General features: G+C 65.5%; 12 protein-coding genes. 3 read left to right on the forward strand and 9 right to left on the reverse strand.

The genetic code is table 11. The annotated features are described in order from the left end of the window. Positions 1 to 444: 444 nt before the first annotated feature. Entirely contained in the window at positions 445 to 1,671 is a 1,227-nt protein-coding gene (locus tag ABZ942_RS15880) for a Glu/Leu/Phe/Val dehydrogenase dimerization domain-containing protein (protein WP_357382434.1), read from the forward strand. A 9-nt stretch (positions 1,672 to 1,680) separates the two neighbouring features. Here the strand turns inward: ABZ942_RS15880 and ABZ942_RS15885 are convergent, their stop codons facing one another. Next, a complete protein-coding gene (locus ABZ942_RS15885) occupies positions 1,681 to 2,127 on the reverse strand; it encodes a MarR family transcriptional regulator (protein WP_357382436.1) in 447 nt (148 codons plus the stop codon). A 211-nt stretch (positions 2,128 to 2,338) separates the two neighbouring features. On the opposite strand from ABZ942_RS15885, the gene ABZ942_RS15890 reads away from it, so the two are divergent. Then, positions 2,339 to 3,448: an NADH:flavin oxidoreductase gene (locus ABZ942_RS15890; RefSeq protein ID WP_357382438.1), complete on the forward strand. Its 1,110-nt coding sequence runs from the start codon at positions 2,339 to 2,341 to the stop codon at positions 3,446 to 3,448. A gap of 6 nt (positions 3,449 to 3,454) precedes the next feature. On the opposite strand, the gene ABZ942_RS15895 is transcribed toward ABZ942_RS15890, so the two are convergent. The 8 genes from ABZ942_RS15895 to ABZ942_RS15930 all read right to left on the reverse strand — a co-directional run bounded on the left by ABZ942_RS15895 (position 3,455) and on the right by ABZ942_RS15930 (position 16,470). After that, positions 3,455 to 4,375 (reverse strand): helix-turn-helix domain-containing protein, encoded by a 921-nt coding sequence (locus tag ABZ942_RS15895; RefSeq protein WP_357382440.1) that lies wholly within the window; start codon positions 4,373 to 4,375, stop codon positions 3,455 to 3,457. Between the two features lie 124 nt (positions 4,376 to 4,499). Continuing rightward, positions 4,500 to 4,802: a hypothetical protein gene (locus ABZ942_RS15900; RefSeq protein WP_357382442.1), complete on the reverse strand. Its 303-nt coding sequence runs from the start codon at positions 4,800 to 4,802 to the stop codon at positions 4,500 to 4,502. 28 nt (positions 4,803 to 4,830) lie between these two features. Then, entirely contained in the window at positions 4,831 to 5,640 is an 810-nt protein-coding gene (locus ABZ942_RS15905) for an ESX secretion-associated protein EspG (protein WP_357382444.1), read from the reverse strand. Beyond that, positions 5,637 to 8,156 (reverse strand): hypothetical protein, encoded by a 2,520-nt coding sequence (locus tag ABZ942_RS15910; RefSeq protein WP_357382446.1) that lies wholly within the window; start codon positions 8,154 to 8,156, stop codon positions 5,637 to 5,639. The genes ABZ942_RS15905 and ABZ942_RS15910 overlap by 4 nt, the downstream gene beginning before the upstream one ends. After that, the gene (locus ABZ942_RS15915; RefSeq protein WP_357382448.1) at positions 8,149 to 13,773 is read right to left on the reverse strand and encodes a hypothetical protein; all 5,625 of its coding nucleotides are present in this window, start codon (positions 13,771 to 13,773) and stop codon (positions 8,149 to 8,151) included. Before ABZ942_RS15915 ends, ABZ942_RS15910 begins: the two co-directional genes overlap by 8 nt. A 12-nt stretch (positions 13,774 to 13,785) precedes the next feature. Next, entirely contained in the window at positions 13,786 to 14,265 is a 480-nt protein-coding gene (locus ABZ942_RS15920) for a YbaB/EbfC family nucleoid-associated protein (protein ID WP_357382450.1), read from the reverse strand. 127 nt (positions 14,266 to 14,392) lie between these two features. Then, positions 14,393 to 14,722, reverse strand: coding sequence for a WXG100 family type VII secretion target (locus ABZ942_RS15925; protein WP_357382452.1), 330 nt, complete (start codon positions 14,720 to 14,722; stop codon positions 14,393 to 14,395). A 32-nt stretch (positions 14,723 to 14,754) separates the two neighbouring features. Then, positions 14,755 to 16,470 carry a hypothetical protein gene (locus tag ABZ942_RS15930; protein ID WP_357382454.1) on the reverse strand — a complete coding sequence of 572 codons (1,716 nt, stop codon included), beginning with the start codon at positions 16,468 to 16,470 and terminating at the stop codon, positions 14,755 to 14,757. A 377-nt stretch (positions 16,471 to 16,847) separates the two neighbouring features. Here ABZ942_RS15930 and ABZ942_RS15935 point away from each other — a divergent pair, with 377 nt between their 5' ends. After that, positions 16,848 to 17,315, forward strand: a complete 468-nt coding sequence (locus tag ABZ942_RS15935) for a YbaB/EbfC family nucleoid-associated protein (RefSeq protein ID WP_357382456.1) — start codon at positions 16,848 to 16,850, stop codon at positions 17,313 to 17,315. Positions 17,316 to 17,492 lie beyond the last annotated feature (177 nt).

The following is a 17,492-nucleotide window of genomic DNA, read 5'->3' on the forward strand; positions in this document are numbered from 1 at the left end:
CGAGGCGATGATCCGGGCGGGCGTTCCCGAGGCCGTCGCGACCTCCAACGCCCAGGTGTTCGGCCTGATCGCCGCAGGCGATGCGGCGTGGCTGACCGGTGTCGCACTGAGCTCGGGCGTCGCCCCGATGGTTGTAGTCACTTCACCATTGGCGCAACCGCGACGGCGAACGCCCTGGGAGCTCTCCGTGAAGTTGCTGGGCCCGTCGCGGGCGCCCGGTCGAATGTTCTTCCGGAAAGCTAGGCATCTTGCCCAACCACATCGCGGTTGCGGCAGGCATTCTGCGCAGGTTGCGCGGGAGGCACTAGGCAGGTTGCGCGGAAATCGTCGGGAATTCACAGTTGCTGACAGAACGGGTGCCGTTCAGCTCGGCACGCTGTCGAGTTGGCTTGCCGCCCTGCCCCTTTGCTCGACGCCATGGTCCGAACGGTGAGGAATACGCACATGAAGAACCTGCTTGCTCAGTTCGAGGAGAAGGCCCCCGAGATCGTGTTCGAGTGGCAGGACTCCGAGACCACCGCGAAGGGCTGGGTGGTGATCAACTCGTTGCGCGGCGGCGCGGCGGGCGGCGGGACTCGGATGCGCCGCGGACTCGACCGCAACGAGGTCGAATCGTTGGCCAAGACCATGGAAATCAAGTTCACCGTGTCCGGGCCCGCGATCGGCGGCGCGAAATCGGGGATCGATTTCGACCCGCGCGATCCGCGCAAACGCGAGGTGCTCAGCCGGTGGTATCGGGCGGTCGCACCGCTGCTGAAGGCCTATTACGGCACCGGCGGCGATCTCAATGTCGACGAGATGGCCGAGGTGGTGCCGATCACCGAGAGTTATGGGCTGTGGCATCCGCAGCAAGGCGTGGTCAACGGGCACTACGGCACCGATGACCGCGAACTCGTCCAGCGGGTCGGTCAGCTTCGGCTCGGCGTGGCGAAGGTGGTCGAGGATCAGCGGTTCACCCCGAATCCGAATGGCAAATACACTGTCGCGGACTTGATTACCGGCTGGGGCGTCGCCGAATCGGTTCGCCATTTCTACCGGATCTACGGTGGTGAACTCGCCGGGAAACGGGTGATCGTCCAGGGGTGGGGCAATGTCGGCGCGGCCGCGGCCTACTACGCGGCGCAGGCGGGCGCCCGGATCGTCGGCATCATCGACCGCGACAGCGGCGTGCTCAACCCGGCCGGGTACACCCTCGAGGAAACCCGAGAGTTGTTCTCCGCCAAGCAAGGTAACGCGCTGCACGCCGACGACGCGCTGCCGTTCGACGAGATCAACGACCGCATCTGGAACCTCGGCGCCGAGGTGTTCCTGCCGTGTGCGGCGTCGCGTCTGGTCACCCACGACCAGATCGATCGGATGACCTCGAACGGTTTGCAGGTGATCGCCAGTGGCGCCAACGTGCCCTTCGCCGACTCCGAGATCTTCTACGGGCCGATCTACGAACACGCCGACAAGAGCGTCGCGGTGGTGCCGGACTTCATCGCCAACTGCGGTATGGCACGTGCTTTCGCGCTGCTGATGCAAGGCGATGTCGAGGTGTCGGACGAGGCCATCTTCGGCGATATCTCGGCCACCATCGCGACCGCCCTCGACCGTTGTCACGCCCGCTCGAACCTGACCACGAATGTGGCGAGCACAGCCTTTGAGATCGCCCTCGACCAACTCGTCTAACGCATGGGGTCAGTCCAGGCTGGTTGTCATATGACCGTGTAGTTGTTCGAGGATGCTCTGCAGGCTGCGGCGGCGGGACGGACTCAAGGTTTCCAGGGCGGCGCGAACGCCGTGCATCTCGTCGCGCACCTGCTGGGCGAGCGCGGTGCCTTCGGCGGTGGCGACGACTTTCTTCACTCGGCGATCAGCCTGGTCGGTGTGCCGCTCGACCAGTCCGCGTTGCTCCAGTCGATCGATGAGCAGGGTGATGTTCGATGCGTCACAGGACAGGGCTTCGGCCAGTTCGCGCATCGCGCGCGGTTCGGCGAGCAGGCAGACGAGCTTGGCTTGGCTGTAGGTCAGATCCAAGCGCTGCGCCGCGGTGAGAAAGTCCTGCTGGTAGACGCGACAGAAGTCAGTGAGGGTCGCCATGACGTCGACTGCGGTCGGCGAGACCGGCGATGAAGTGTGCGGCACACTACAAAGGTATGTCGAATACTTGATGAACTCAAGCTTCTCAGGCCAGGATCACACGGCGGAATGCTTGACAGAATCAAGCACTTGCGGCTGTACTGTCGATGAGTCGCTTGAGTTGCTCAACTATTTGACGGCTCGAGTACGCCCGCTCTTCCCTACCGCAGCCGATCACGATGCTGTCCATCCGCTCGGCGCCGACTCTGGAGACGATATGACCTCGGCAGTAGACACCACTCGGATCCGGCGGTTGCTGGATCGGCCGTTCACCGTTGGCGATCTGACCGTTTCGAACCGGATCGCGATGGCGCCGATGACTCGGAACATGTCGCCGAATGGCGTTCCCGGACCCGACGTCGCCGAGTACTACGCCCGCCGGGCCGCCAACAACGTGGGTCTCATCATCACCGAGGGCACCTACATCAACCGGGCCGCAGCCGGCGCTTACGACAACGTGCCGCACTTCTACGGCGAGGAGTCGCTCGCCGGTTGGGCGCGGGTGGCCGAGCAGGTGCACGTCGCAGGCGGCCGGATCATTCCGCAGCTGTGGCACACGGGCGTCGCGCGCACCGCGACCGAACCGCCCGCCGAAAGCCCTTCCGGCGTAGGCCTTTCCGGAGACCCGACCGGAAAAGCCATGACGCAGCGCGACATCGACGATACGGTCGCCGCGTTCGCGGAAGCCGCCGCGACAGCGGAGCGCCTCGGCTTCGACGGCGCCGAACTGCATGGCGCACACGGCTATCTGATCGACAGCTTCCTGTGGAGCGGCACCAACCAGCGCACCGACGGCTACGGCGGCGATCATGCGTCCCGGGCCCGGTTCGCGGTGGAGATCGTCGAGGCCGTGCGCGCCGCGGTCTCCCCCGGTTTCCCGCTGTTCTTCCGGCTCTCCCAGTGGAAGTCCGGGAACTACGAGGCCAAGATCGCGGACAGCGCAGGCGAGCTGGAGCAGATCCTGGCACCGCTGGTCGACGCGGGCGTCGACGCCTTCCACGCCTCCACCCGCCGCTACTGGCTGCCCGAATTCGACGGCAGCGACCTCAATCTCGCCGGTTGGGTCAAGAAGCTCACCGGCAAAGCGACAGTGACGGTCGGCTCGGTCGGGCTCGACCAGGAATTCGTCGGCGCCGCGGGCTGGCAGAAGCAGGCCGACGTGGCGGGCATCGACCAGCTGCTCGATCGCCTCGAACGCGACGAATTCGACCTCGTCGCCGTCGGCCGCGCGCTGCTGGCCAACCCGGACTGGGCCAACAAGGCACTACAGGGCCGCCTCGACGAGACGATCGCCTTCGACCGCGGCGTACTGAAGTCCCTCAACTGACCCACGTCAGGATGCGGCGCGGGCGTATTCGGCCGGCGTCAGGCCGTAGGCCTTCTTGAAGGCTCGGATGAAATGGCTTCGGTCCGAGAATTGCCAGTAGGCGGCCAGTTCGGAGACGCTCAGGCGGGTGCGGGAGGTGAGGGCGAGTCGGGCCTCCTGCAGGCGGCGGTGCTGGATGTAGGCGGCCACCGATTCGCCTTCCGCGGCGAACGCTCGTTGCAGGGTGCGGACGGAGACGTTGAGTTCGCGGGCCAGCACCGTCGGGGAGAGTTCGGGATCGGCGAGTCTGCGGTCCGCGAGGTTCTTTGCCGCCTGGGCGAGGGCGGGAGTGAGTCGGGGTTCCACGTCGTCGAAGCAGCCCAGTACCACCGCCTTGAGCAGTTCGAGCAGGGCTTTGCCTGCGGCCTCCACACCGGCCGGGCTGAGGTCGGCTATCGTCGCGCGGACCATCTCCGCGTGGGCCAGCAGCAGCCGAAGCTCGGCCGAGTCCGCGGGTCCGGCGATCATCCGGTTCCGCAGTAGCGGTTCGAGGGCGGGCGATGGCGTGGTGACGACGACCTTCGCCGCGGTGCCGGGTGCCATGTCCAACTGCGGCGGTCGCGGGAAATGCTGGAGCAGGAACTGCCCAGCCGACACGGTGTGCGCACTGCGACCGGACGAATCGGGCAGCGTGTAGGCGCCGCGCGACACCACGTACAGCTGGATCTCCTTGTCCGTCTCATCCAGCGGGTGCGAGGTCGAGATGCCCGACGCGCCATGGATGTCGACCATGAACACGTTGTCCATCAGGACCGCATGCACCTTGACCCGGAAGTCTTCGGTCGTGTCCGCGTCGAAGGTGGGCAGCGCTGGGCCGAACTCCGCCTCCCAGCCACGCCGATGCGCGTCGAATCCCCGTGCTCCGGCACCCGGGAGCGTGGAATCCATGGCGAACTCCGCTGCGCTCCCGGTCGTGGACCCACCGCGACTGGATGCTGTCACGATAGGTATTACGTATCGGGACAGCGTCCTACGTCAAGGAGCTAGCAGGATTCGTGCGAATTGTTCGCGCTCAGGAGACACCGTCCATCTTGTCCATCTTGTTCGCGGCATCGTTCATGCCCTTGTTGAACTTGCCTGCCGACTCGACCATGTTGTCGCCGCCGGTCAGCAGGTTTTTCGAGGACTTCGTGTAGCCGCTGTCGCCCTTGGCGAACTTGTCGCCGTAGTCGTCGTTACCCCACGCCTCGCCCTGCACGTTCAGGTTGTTCTTCAACGTGCTGATGATGTCGCCGGTCCGGCGGCCGATGGCATCCATCTTGGTCGCGGCCTGCCGTAATCGCGTGGTGTCCACGCGGATCCTGCCTTCGGACATGTCACTCTCCTGTCTTGCTGATCAGCATTCAGTACCGGTCGTCGGGACGTCCCCATTCCCAGTGTGTTTCGAGGCGTTCCATCAAATGGTCGGTCTCGCGCTGGAGCCGGGCGGCCAGCTGTTTACGACTGGTGCCGACGGCCACCGGCGCCTCCTCTCGCGCCCACACATATCGCCCGTCGCCGGCCACATCGCGCCAGATCAATGTCGTCTCGTGGATCCCCCGCGGGCCGAACCTCGATCGGCCCTGCACCACGGCGATCATGCCGGCACAATCGGCGGGGCGCTTGAAGAACTGCTCGGTGCGGTAGGCCGGCCGATCCTCGATGTCGTCCCGGACGAAGTCGAAACCCTGGCTCGACTCGTCCTGATCGGGCGAGTCGGTCACGATCGGAATGTCCGGCAGCCGACCGGCTTCCACCTTCGGCAGCGCCCGCACCACCGCGACGACCAGTTCGTGCGGATGGCATTCGGTCACCGTGACCATCGGCGAGTCATAGGTGAGTTTTCCCGGTGGCTGCTCGAAGAGGTACCCCAGCGCACCCGACCGCGCGGCGTGCAGCCGAAGGTGCTTTTCGGTGTTCCTACCGTCCTTCTCGCCCCAGGTGCTTGCCAGTACATACAGTTCGGGCGTGCGCAGCACCTCGATCACGCCGTCGAACGAGCCGTCCAGCCTGCGCCGCAGATCTTCCCACGCCGCGCGCTTGCGACGTTCGAGCTCGTCGGTCATGACAATCTCGTCGGTGACGAAGAGGAACGGCAACGGTGGCGGGCCGTCGAGATGACGCTCGCACAGCACGATGAATTCGAGCGCGGTGAATTCCCATCGCTGGGTCACGGCTCGACCACCGGCTTCGACCGCACGATGTCGGGCCCGAGCACCTCATCCATGTTTTCCACCGTGTCGAGCAATTTGCCCCGCTTGTACTCGGTCCCCGCGCTGTGCCCGCCGGGGCCGGGGCCAGGACCCAACGGCATTCCGGAAGACCCGGCATTCGAGGCTGCGGAATGCACCTGCTGCCCCTCGATGGCGGGCGTTATCGCCGCCCGGGGGAACAACTTCGACGGTTCCAACGGGGCGTTGTGCGTTGTCAGCGGCGGATGCAGGTTGCCACCGGGGCCAGGCCCCGGGCCAGGACCGCCACCGTGGCCCGGCAGTCCCGCACCATTCTGCAGCGCCGTCACCATATCGTTCGCCAGCGGAGCGTCCACGTTCATGGGATGCAGCTCGCCGATGCCGGGGATGCCGAGCATGCCGTTGGTCGCCAGACCGGCGAGCATGTCGGTGCCGGTCTTGATGACATCGCCGATCGTCTTCGTGACGCCGTTCAAACCGTCGGTCAGCGTCTTGAGCAGATCCGTACCGCCCGGAACCTGCGGCAATACCTTCGCGATATCGCGCAGCGTGTCCGGACTCAAGTTCCGCACCGTTTCCGCATCCAGGTTCTTCAGCGTGTCCGGGCTCAACGTCTTCAACCCCTCCGGGGTGAGGCCGCCGAGAATGTCCGACCCGAACTTCTTCAGCTGTTCGGGAGTCAGATTCTGCAGCAGATCCGAACTCAGCTTCTGCAAGCCCTCCGGCGTCATCTGCTTCAACAACTCCGGACTCAAACCACCGAGCAGATCCTTCCCGATCTTCTGCAGCGTCTCCGGGCTCAGATCCTTGAACGGATTCTTGCCGTCCTGCAGTTGTTTCAGCAGCTCGTCAGGGGATTTCGGGGGCTGCTTGCCGGGCGGGATCGGCAGCGATTTGATCGGCCGGTCGGGTATTTGCGACTTGTTGTTGCCGTACGGATTCGAGTCTGTGCCGGTGCCGCCCGGACCTCCGGTGCTGCCACTGCTGCCACTGCCAGGGCTGCCGTTGCCGCTACCGCCGCTGCTGCCGCCACCGCTTTTGCCTGCGTCGCCTTTGGCCTCGGTGACGCCCTTGTCGTGGCCGTCCTGGAAACCGCCCTTGTACTCGGGGCTGTTCTTGTCGATGCCACTGCCCGATCCGCCGGGACCGCTGCCTTGACCACCTGGTCCGCTGCCGCCGCCTTGAGGACCGGGACCACTGCCTTTGCCGCCACCGCTGCCTTGGGGACCGGGACCACCGCTACCTTGATTGCCGCCGCCTTGGTTACCGTCACCACCTTGGTTACCACCGCCGCCGTTACCGTTCTTACCGTCGATCAGGCCTTGTTTGTGGCCGTCTTCGAAACCAGCCTTGTAATTGGGGCTGTTCTTATCGATGTTGTTGTTGCCTCCATTGTTGCCGCCCCCATCGTTGTTGCCGCCTCCTCCGTTGTTGCCCCCTCCGCCGTTGTTGTTTTGATTGTTGTTATTGTTGTTTTGATTATTATTATTATTATTATTGTTGTTATTGTTCGGCGGCGTATTCGACTTGCCGTCGATAGGTATTGCAGGCATCGCGGACGCGGCGCCGATGATTCCTGGCTTATAGTATTTGTTATATACTTCGCGAACTTTATTCAGCTCATTCTCGTAGGAATAACCCAACGCGCGCCAGTCTACGGTCCCGCCATTATTCCAATACATGAGCGGCATATGGCGCCACGTGTAATTCAGCCACTGTGCGCAATATGTCAGATTGTTGGCGAGATCGATCAAACTATTCGTAAAAGGTAGCGTATTGTCGGTGAAGCGCTGAATGGCGTTCATGGCCCCGGTCGCACCGTTGCCTTCCCACATTTCAGAGGTGATACGCTTCAGCGCACTGTTCAGGCCTGTGAAATCATCAGAGAGACTCTTGGCCAACGCGGTATACAGAGCACCCGTGTCGTATGCAGCCTTGTCACGACCTAACAGTTCATCGTTGAACTGCTTGAATTTATCGTAGACCCACCCGTCGGCGGACTCAGGCTGGATATCTACCTTACCACTGGCAATTTTCGGCTTCGGCACTTCCGGAATATTGTTGGCAGGGTAGAAATCGGTCGCCGGCGGCACGGTGAACTTTTTTTCTTTTACTGTCTGCAGGTCACCGATATTATCGAAGTCAGTGGCGTTCTGCTGTTCGGCTCGCCGATAATTTCCACCCGCACTCCCGAAGGTGTCCCCCATATCCTCCATGGTCCATCTCAGGCGGTCGAGGGCATCGATGACTTCATTGCCCTTACTGTTGAATAGTTTCGTAAGATTGTTCCCGCCGCTTTCAATCGTCGACCACATCTGCAAATCGTTCATCTTGTTTTCTTTGATGAAGGTCTGGTATCCCTGCAGTTTGGCGATCATGTCGTGACACTGCTGCACACACGGGACGATTACGGCCGGATCGAACTTCAAAAACTTCAACGTATGGTTATCCGCGGCGCCGCGGAGGTCATGCCAGTCGTTACGAATGGTGTCAGCCATCTGTGGTACTCCTCGAGGTCTGCGTGTTAGTTCGCCTGTCGATGACCGGTTCGGTTACGGAGCTCGAAGCTTCGAGCGTGAACGGCACATCATCGGTGGAGTTGTCGGGGCCGGCCCGCTGCTCGGGCTCATCGAACGGCGAGGGCAGCAGAAACGACTTCGGCGGCTTTCGCGGCTTGTCGGATTTCTTGCGCGGCCGCCGCGGCTGTTTGTTCTTCTGCGCGCCGGGGACACCGCCGGGCGGCGGGGCGGCCGACGCCGCAGACCCGGGTGCCGACGGCGCCCCGGCAGGCGACGGCGCCCCGGACGATGAGTGCCCGTCTTGCATCGGAGCAGTGGGCGGCCGCCCCGGCATGGACGATTGCGTTCCGTCCTGACCTGACGCCGAGTTCCCGTGTTGTTCTGGGATTCTCGTCTGCCCATCGGGCCCACGCGTTCCTGAATGATCGCCAGTACCCGGCGTTCCCGACTTCCCATCGGAACCCGGTGTGCCTGAATGCCCATCGGGGCCTTGCGTTCCCGAATGATCGCCAGAACCGGGTGTTCCCGAGCGGTCGCCGGTATCGGTGCGACCTGACGGGTCCGTGCCATCCGAGTTCTTCTCGGCGCCAGGGGCATCCGCGTTGTCGCCGACGCCGGGCTGTTCGCCCGGCCCGTGCGCTCCCGGACGATCGCCAGAGCCCGGCGCACCCGACTGATTCTCGGAGCCCTGGGCACCCGAGTCTGCGCCGGGTTGTTTTCCCTGCCCTGGCGCGTCCGGATTGGTCTGGCCGTCAAGGTTTTTCGAGTCGCGTGGCTGTTGCCCAGCCGCGTCACGCGGCGAGCCGGAGCGATCCGATTCGGTGTCGTGGCCGGATGTTCCCGTTTGGCCGGGCGTACCCGGCCTGTTCGGCGCGGTCGAATCCCGCAATGGGTCCTGGCCGGCCCCGGTGCCGGGCCGATTCGGCGAGCCGGACTGATCTGTGGCACTCCGCTGATCCGCGCCACCCCGCTGATCCGCGCCGCCCTGCTGGCCCGCGCCAGACGCGAGTCCGGGGGCACGGTTGAGCAACGAGCGCAGCGCGTCCATGTCGGGCTTGTTCGAAAGTCTTTCCGGCCCCTGCGATCCCGAGCCGCTCCGCGAATCCTGCGCGGACGACTGGAGGCCGCTATCCGGACCGAGGCGCAGGAAGTCCGGCGACGGCTCGTCTTGGCCGCTCGTTCCCTGGCCCGTGCCGTCCCCGTTCGTGCCCTCCCCATCCGGCGTCGGCAGCATCTCGTCCGCGCCGTGCAGGTTCTGGAGCATCTTCGACAGCATCGCCGGATCCAGTTGCGGCGGTTGCGGTGGCGGTGGCCGTCGGTCCTCGGGCGGCGGCGTCCGGTCATTGCCGGACGGGTCGCGGTCGCCACCGGGATCGCGGCCCCCGCCCGAATCGCGGCCGCCACCGCCTCGACCTCCGCCGGAGTTGCCGTCACCACCGGAGTTATCGCCACCACCAGAGTTACCGGGGCCCCCGGAGTCGCCGTCGCCACTGGAGTTATCGCCACCACCCGAGTTGCCGGAACCACCAGAGTCACCGCTACCACCGGAGTTGCCGTCACCACCGGAGTTATCGCCACCACCCGAGTTGCCGCCACCACCCGAGTAGTCATTCCCGCCCGGACCTTGCCACGGCGGACCCCAATAGTCCGTATCCGGATCCGGCGGACCCCAGTAGTTCGTATCCCGATCGGGCGGACCCCGGTGGTACTTATCCCGCGGATCCCCATCGTCCGGATCCGGGTCGTCCAGGTCCGGCGGATCCTTCTCCTCGTCGTACGTCGACGGAATCCAATCCTCGGTGCCCGGCGCGGTCGGCGCGCTGTACCCACCGGGCAGCGGGTCGTCCTCTCTCAGCTGACGCGGCCGGCCGTGGGCGGTCAGATCGGCGCCCTCGACATACGCGCTCTTCGGGTCGGTCGGCTTCGCCACGGTCCCATCGGGATCGGAGACGTGCACCTTGCTCTTGTCGTCGACGTGCCAGCTGGTGCCGTCCGTCCTGCTGCCCCACGCGGTCTTGTCCGCCGCGGTGACCCGAACTGCGCCGTCACTCCGGATCTCGTGCATATCCGTGCCATTGACGAAAGCCGTTCCGTCCCCGCGTGTCCCGCGGACCACACCGTCCTTGCCGGTGAAGGTGACTCCGTGCGGCCCGATCTCGGAGACCGAGCCGTCGCTCTTGTGGTTGACCCGGAAGCCGTTGGGCGTTCGCTCCAACTCCGAGCTGTCGGCCAGCTCGAGCGGCTCGTTCATCGTCCGCGTCTCGGTGTGCCCGTTCGGCTTGGTGATGTGCACGGAGCCCTTCGGACCCCGCTCATAGGTGGTTTGGTCGCTGTCGTACACCTTGATGCCCTTGGGCGTCGACTCCAGGGTGATCCTGTCGGGCCGATCCATGTGCAGGACGCCGGGCTTGTGCGGGCCGTCGTGATCGAGGCCGCCGAGCCGATCCCGCCACCCGAAGTCCAAGGTGCCCTTCAGGTCGAAGTGGATCACCGTGTGGTCGGGGTGCTCGGTCCGCCCGCTGCCCGGCACTTCCGTGGCGTCGAACACCGAGTGCCTGGTGTTGTCCGGGAGCTCGACGGTGACGACGTTGTTGTGCTCGACGGTCTGCTTGGTCGCGCCGGGGCCGGTGATTACGGTCGGCTTGCCCGGCCCGGATTCGATCACGGTGCCGTCCACCTTGAACACGGTCTTGTCGCCGGTGGGCGATTCGAATTCCGTTGCCCCGTTGCGCTTTATGGTCGTGGTCCAGCCGTCCGGGCCCTTCGTCTGCACCGCGCCGCCGTCCAGCACCGTGTGCGAGACCTGATCCGGCCGGGTGTGCGACTGCACACCGGCGCCCTTTTCCGCGGTTGCGCCGGGGCGAGCCGCCGGGCCGGCGCCGTCCGTGCCGACGAACACGATCGTGTTATCGCCACCGATCTTCAGGACCTGCGGATCGCCGTCGCGGCGCACCGTCATGTTCCCGTCGCCATCGATCTCATGCTTGGTGCCGTCCGGGGAGGTGATGACGAAGTTGCCATCCCCATCCTTCTGCCACCCCATCTTGTCGTTCGGCACGACATGGGTCCGGTCGCTCTCGAAGCTCCCGCCGACGCGGCCATCCGACTCGGCATCGCGCCCGCGCGGCCCGCCGTGGTCCGACTGCTGGTCCGGCGGAACCGATCCCCGCGGCGACGGCCGATCACCCTCGGGGCGATGCGGCGTGGTCCCGCCGACGTTCGACTCCGGCGGACGCTGCCGCGGCGGCGCGGTACTGCCCGCATCCGAATCGGGCGTCGGTGCCCGGCGCACCGGCGGCGTCTCGACACCGGGGCCGGGATGCGGCACCGAGGACCGAAGCTGCTTGTTCGAAGGCGGCTCCGACACGGGCGGATGCTGCTGCTGCCCTTCTGGATTCAACCCGATGGGTCGCCGTGGCGGCGGAGCCGAACCGGTCGAACTCGCGTCCGACACAATGGACGATCGCCGCGACAAGTCGGAACCCGTCGAACTCACATCCGACACGATGGACGAACGCCGCGACAAGTCGGCACCGGTCGAGCCCGCCTCCGCAGCCGAACGCGGCTGCTGACCAGCACCAACCGGACCTGCCTCCGACGAACCCGCCGGACGCGACGACTGACCAACCGGACCACCCTCCGGCACACCAGCCGAACGCGACGACTGACCAGAACCCGGCTCCGCAGCCGAACGCGGCTGCTGACCGGCACCAACCGGGCCCGCCTCCGACGAACCCGCCGGACGCGACGACTGACCAACCGGACCCGCCTCCGACACGCCACCCGGACGCGTCGACTGACCAGAACCCGCCTCCGACACAGCGGACGAACGCGGCTGGCCCGCAGGGGTATTCGTGTCAGGCGTGGTCGAGCGCGACGGCGTCTGGACACCGTCGACCGGCGCATGCGACCCCGGCTGGCGTTGGAACTCCACCGATCCATCGCGACCGGGAGCCGGGCGCGTGCTGGGTGCGTCGCTGTGACTGCTCGACGGCCGGTCGCTCGATCCACTGTGCACCGCCGAATTGCGGCCGTCGCCGGACAGATTCGCCGATGACGGCGTTCGCGAGGGCGGCGCTCCGGTCGAGTTGCCCGAACTGCCGCCGCTCTCCGAACGATGCGCGGAGGCCGGAGGATCGCTCCGGATGCCGTCGCCGGGCGCCGAGCGACTCGGCGGGGGACTTGAGGTACGCGAATTACCGTTCGAGCCAATGGCTTTCGACCCGTTGTCGGGCTGGGCCGTCCCGGCTCGGCCGGACTCGGACGAACCTCCCGGCCGACTACCGTGGTAGTTGCTCGGCGTCACCGGCGGCGATTGCTTGTTCGTGCTCGAGTTGTTCGTGCCTGAGTTGTTGTTCGTGCTCGAGTTGTTGTTGCCGCCCGGTTCGTCGCGTACCGCGCCATTGGCAGGCCGATTCTGCCCGGCCGAGCCGCGGTCCTCGGTCCAGCCGGCGGGGCGGGTGCTGCGGTTGTCACCCCGCGATCCGTTCGATTCGACCGGAACGTTCTTCGACGTGGCGTGCTCGCCGCCCGCATCGTTTCGGGAACCGTTGAATCCGAGCCCACCCAGGTCGAAGGAAAACCCCGGCCGCTTCGGGATATCCGACGACCCGTCCTTCGGCATCTTGAAGTCGATCTCGAAGCTCTTGTTGTTGATCCGGTTGATGCTGCGGTATCCCTTGATGCCGCCGGTGATCCCGCCGCGCGCCGCGCCGCCGACCCAGCCTGCCCCGCTACCGAACGTGCCTTGCCAATCACCGGTGATCATCGCGGCGGCGACACCGCCTGCGGCGAACTCGATTGTGCCGGAACCGATTCCCACGATCGCGCCGTTACCTGCCCGGACCCACGGGTTCGCGAGCTTATTCCCCAAGAACTTCGTCGTGTATTTGTTGAGGGCGTTGGCCCCCATCCGGCCGAACGGCGCACCGGCGCCCCCGGAGGCCACGGAGGTCCCGAACTCTTTCCAGTCGAAGTTCTTCCGATGCCCCTTGGCAATCTGCCCGACCTGCACGGCCGCGTCCAAGGTACCGGAGATCAACGCGGCCTCGAGGATCTTCAGTATCCAATTCTTGGCCAAGCCGGCGAACTTGTTGCCGAATACCGAAAGCACCTTCGCCAGAATGCGTTCCTGGATCTGCTTCATCAGGGCGCGCATCACAGATTGGGTGGCCACCTCCTCGGCCGCCTGCACGGCGGCCGCGGTCGGCGGAAAGGCCCAAGCCCAGGCGATTTCGATGGCCAACGCAACCAGCGAGACGATCGTCATCAGCTTGGCGGCCTCGAGCTGCGTGCCGAGATCGAAGGCGGCGTCGGACACCTGCTCCATGGACTTCGCCAGCGCCTCCATCGACTGGTCGCCCTTGAGCAGCTGATCGAACATCTCGCCGATCTTCTCGCCGCCGGTGCCCTCGGGATAGGCGGACATCGCGATGCGTTTGGCGTCCTCGATATCCGCGATCTGATTCCGCAGCGCCGCGGCGGCGTCCTTGTAGGCGGCCGCAATCGCCCACATCTTGTCCTCGTCACCGTCGGGCCACGTGCCACCCGCGATCCACCCCAGCCAGCGCAGCTCCGGCGGCAGATATAAACTCATCCCGGCGCGAACTCAGTCTTCGAGGTCGTTGACCAGTGACCGGCGCGCTTTCGGCTCCGTATCGCTGTCGTCGTCGTACCGCCGCTCCGGCGAGTTCGGCGGCGCGGTCGACACGGGTGGCGCCACCGGAATCACCGACCTGATATCCGGGATGTCCTCGAGCAGATCCGACAGCCGCGGCAGCCGAGACTTGCGCTCCCGCAACGGCTCCATGAGCTGGCGGCCCTGCTCGCTCACCTTCTTCGCGGCGGCCTGCACGGCCTCGGTCATCGCCGCCGCGATCTCCGCGTGCGTCAGATCGCCGATATCGTCGGCGAACCGCGTCTCGATGAGAATGCCGTCGGCATTGACGGTCACGCTGATCCGCTTGTCGCATGCGGTGACGGTTGCCGTGAGCCGAGCGCGATCACGTTGAATCTTCGCAATGCCCTGCATTTGTTCCGACATCGCTTCCATCATCATCGCGGCGTCGGCCCGCAGCCATTCATTCACCACCAGAAGCCTCCGGATCGTAGGTCGAGCGCGTTTCGCAAGACCTCGCTGAGCATTTGCCACTGATTGCGATCAAACATCACGCCGATCAGTTTCGAGTCATCGCCGCATAACCGAGCGTCATGCGTCAGCGTTGGTCTCGTATCCGCATGTTCTCGACCAGCCGTTGCTCGTTCTCTTCGTATATCTTCGCCGAGTCGCGGAAGTTCTTCGCGTTCTGCTCGAAGACGTCGGCGATGGCGCCCAGGGACTCGAAGGTGTTGTCGCGGCCCTTCTTATAGCCCTTCTCGCCCTCGGCGAACTTCTTACCGCTCTTGTCGCCGCCCCAGGCCTCACCCTTGCTGCTCGTGCTCGACTTCAGCGTCTCCAGCAGCTTCTTGGCCTTGTCCGCGAGCTCGTCGAAACCGTCCGCAGAGCGGCGTAATCCGTCCGGCTCGACCTTGATCGGCTTGGCCATCGTGCTCCTTTCCTGTTGAGATCACGGCCCGGTCAGATCACGAGATCTACGCCGGCCCTCGTCTGTCGCTCCTGGAAGCGCTGTTCGAATCCGGCGGTGTAAGCCGACGGTGGCATCGACGAGGACGACTGTTCGATCACTCCGTCGTCGGCGATGTAGAAGATCGCGCGGCCGATGGCGATCTCGCCGGGTTCGGTCGGTACGAACACCATCCAGCCGACGTCGAGGCGCTCGGCGACGAGCTGGTCGAGTGGATAGCCGGTGGTGTCGACACCCAGCTCGAGGATGAATTCGCGGACCAGGGTGATCGCCTGATCCTGCGGTAGTTCCTCGGGGATCGCCGCGGTGAGGCCGGCCAGCGACAGCTGATACATGGCGCCGTCGATGTTGTCGCTCTCATCGAACAAGCCGGTCAACGTTTCTCGGGTCACCACACCGGCCTCGGCGGACTCGACCAGGGTGGCGGCGGCCTCGCGCTGGTCTTCGGTCGGCTCGCTGCTCACCACGGCGCACACGATGTCGGCCACGGTCTGCGTTGTCCACACACCCGGAATGGCCGCGCTGAACTGGTCGGCGGTCGGCGATTCGCCGCGATGCCAGCTGCCGTTGGACCACCAGTAGCAGAACGACAGCATGCCTTGGGCCGCACGGGCATTGAGCACCTGATTGGCCACCCAGTCGGGGGCACCGGCATACAGGTCCGGCAGCTCGACGTCGTCGTTGTAGGCGGCGTCGAGTTCGGGAGCGTTCCACACCCCACCCGAGAGCACCGCGCGGCCGCCGGGCAGCACGAAGAGGGTGGCGCCGCTGCGCGCCGCGCCTTCGAAGATGCCGAGCGCCGGGCGAATTCGCGGCCCGAGCCCCGAACCGATGGCGACGAAGGCCGCCGCGATGGTCGCCCAGCGGGCCCACAGCACGGGCAGTGCGGGCAGCTCGTCGCGTGCGAGCAGCGCGACGACATTCGCCTCGCGGTCGGCGCGAGCCTGCGCGGCGGCCTGCTCGGGCGAGCGCCACTGCCGCTCGTCGTGAAAGACGTAGGCGGCCAGCCACACCGGGAGCTGTTCGCGCGGAAACGCCGCCAGGTCGGCGCGATAGGCGTCGGTGGCGAGCAGCTGATCGTCGGGGAACGGCTCGTCACCGTAGTCGTAGTCGACCTCGACCTCGCCGGTGACCTCGAGCTGGATCACCATGCGCCACCAGGGGCCGTCGCCGAGCTGCGCGGAGAGCTCGCGATGCCGCACAACGAGTTCGGTGACCGTCGGCGACGGCTCGGCCCGGGAGGCCTGTTCGGAGTCGTCGTAGTACAGCGCGTAGGCGATGCCGCCGGCGACGGTGAGCGAGAAGGACGCCTCCAGCCATTGCCAGCCTTCCGGGCCTGACACGCCGAGCTCGCGGGCGATGCTGTGGGCGAGCTCGGCCGCTTGCTCCTCGATCGTCTGCGGCTCGTCGGCGGCCTGCGAATCGTCTGTCTGCGACTCGGCCGCCTGGTCGTCGGCTGTCCCCGGGACGGGTGTCCGGTCGTCGGCTGTCGGCGACTCGGCTGTCTGGCCGTCGGGCGTCGGCTCATCGATCGCCTGCTCTGCGGCGTCCCGCGGCTCGGCTGTCCGCACGTCGGAATCGGTTGGCGAGGAAGGCGTATCCCGCACAACGGCCACCTGCTCATCGGGGGGCGGCGGCGGGCCCAGCCGGAAGCTGACGTCGACACCGTCGCTGATCCCGGCCCGGCTCTCCTGCTGGGGATCGGTCATACGATGAATTCTTTCTCGTCGGTGCACGGTATCGGCTCACCGAATTCAGGCATACGGCCGACAATGTCCGGCATTTGTTCCGATAGTATTTCCATCATCATCGCGGTATCGACCTACAGCCTTTCGCTCGACACCAAACACCCGCCACAGCGCGGCTCGATCTCATACCGCCACACCGCGTTCGAGCACTAGCCACTGTGGGAATTCAACACCACGCAGATCAGTTGTGCGTAAGTCTCGCGTAACAGCACGTAATGATGGCATCACCGCATCGTCGTGACGAGATTTCCGACAATATGGCGTGGTACGTTCGCAAAGTAATCGATGCGGGCAACCCATCACTGGTTGTATTTCTTCGGGCGGCAGGAGGACTCGACGTGAGCAACGAACGGGCCAAGGGTGATGTCGCCGATCTGCTCGATACGGTCGGTCAGCACATTCGCTCGATCGCCGAGGTTCAGCGGCAGCGCGTCGAGCTCACCGCCACCGCTACCGCGGCCAAGGGCCAGGTGCGCATCACCGTGAACGCCGACGGCGTCGTGATCGACACCGAATTCGGCGACGACATCGATGAATTCGGCTATGACGAGATCGCCGATGCCGTCACCGAGGCCACCCAGGAGGCCGCGTCCGAGGTCGCCCGCAAGGCCGAGGACTTGATCGAGCCGATCCGCAAGACCCGGTCACGGTTGCCGAGCTTGTCGTCGATGGTCGAGGGTTTGCCCGATCTGCGCACGAAAACGCCGGAGCTGCAGCGGGCCTCGTTCGATTCGCCCGCCGAGCGTAAGAGCCTCGAGTCCGATGATTCGCAAACCCGGCCATGGTCGGTCGTCGACCGCGACTGATCGGCGTCGGTTGTCGTTCCTCGCTGAGTCGAACACGCGGTGGCCATGCGATGCCCGGCCGCAGCGCGGGAAGGTGTTCGACGTGTCCCCGGGCCCGCTGATCATGCTGCGGCGCTGGGTATTCCGCCGAGCCGTCGGTGCGGGCCGGTCGCGGTGCGGCACCTCGGGAGCTGATCG

It is taken from the genome of Nocardia sp. NPDC046473, assembly GCF_040645995.1.
Lineage (GTDB): Bacteria > Actinomycetota > Actinomycetes > Mycobacteriales > Mycobacteriaceae > Nocardia.

Coding starts and splice junctions, on each gene's coding strand:
- ABZ942_RS15880 (WP_357382434.1), top strand. CDS start 445: ATGAAGAACCTGCTTGCTCAGTTCGAGGAGAAGGCCCCCGAGATCGTG.
- ABZ942_RS15890 (WP_357382438.1), top strand. CDS start 2,339: ATGACCTCGGCAGTAGACACCACTCGGATCCGGCGGTTGCTGGATCGG.
- ABZ942_RS15895 (WP_357382440.1), bottom strand. CDS start 4,375: ATGGATTCCACGCTCCCGGGTGCCGGAGCACGGGGATTCGACGCGCAT.
- ABZ942_RS15900 (WP_357382442.1), bottom strand. CDS start 4,802: ATGTCCGAAGGCAGGATCCGCGTGGACACCACGCGATTACGGCAGGCC.
- ABZ942_RS15910 (WP_357382446.1), bottom strand. CDS start 8,156: ATGGCTGACACCATTCGTAACGACTGGCATGACCTCCGCGGCGCCGCG.
- ABZ942_RS15915 (WP_357382448.1), bottom strand. CDS start 13,773: ATGAGTTTATATCTGCCGCCGGAGCTGCGCTGGCTGGGGTGGATCGCG.
- ABZ942_RS15925 (WP_357382452.1), bottom strand. CDS start 14,722: ATGGCCAAGCCGATCAAGGTCGAGCCGGACGGATTACGCCGCTCTGCG.
- ABZ942_RS15930 (WP_357382454.1), bottom strand. CDS start 16,470: ATGACCGATCCCCAGCAGGAGAGCCGGGCCGGGATCAGCGACGGTGTC.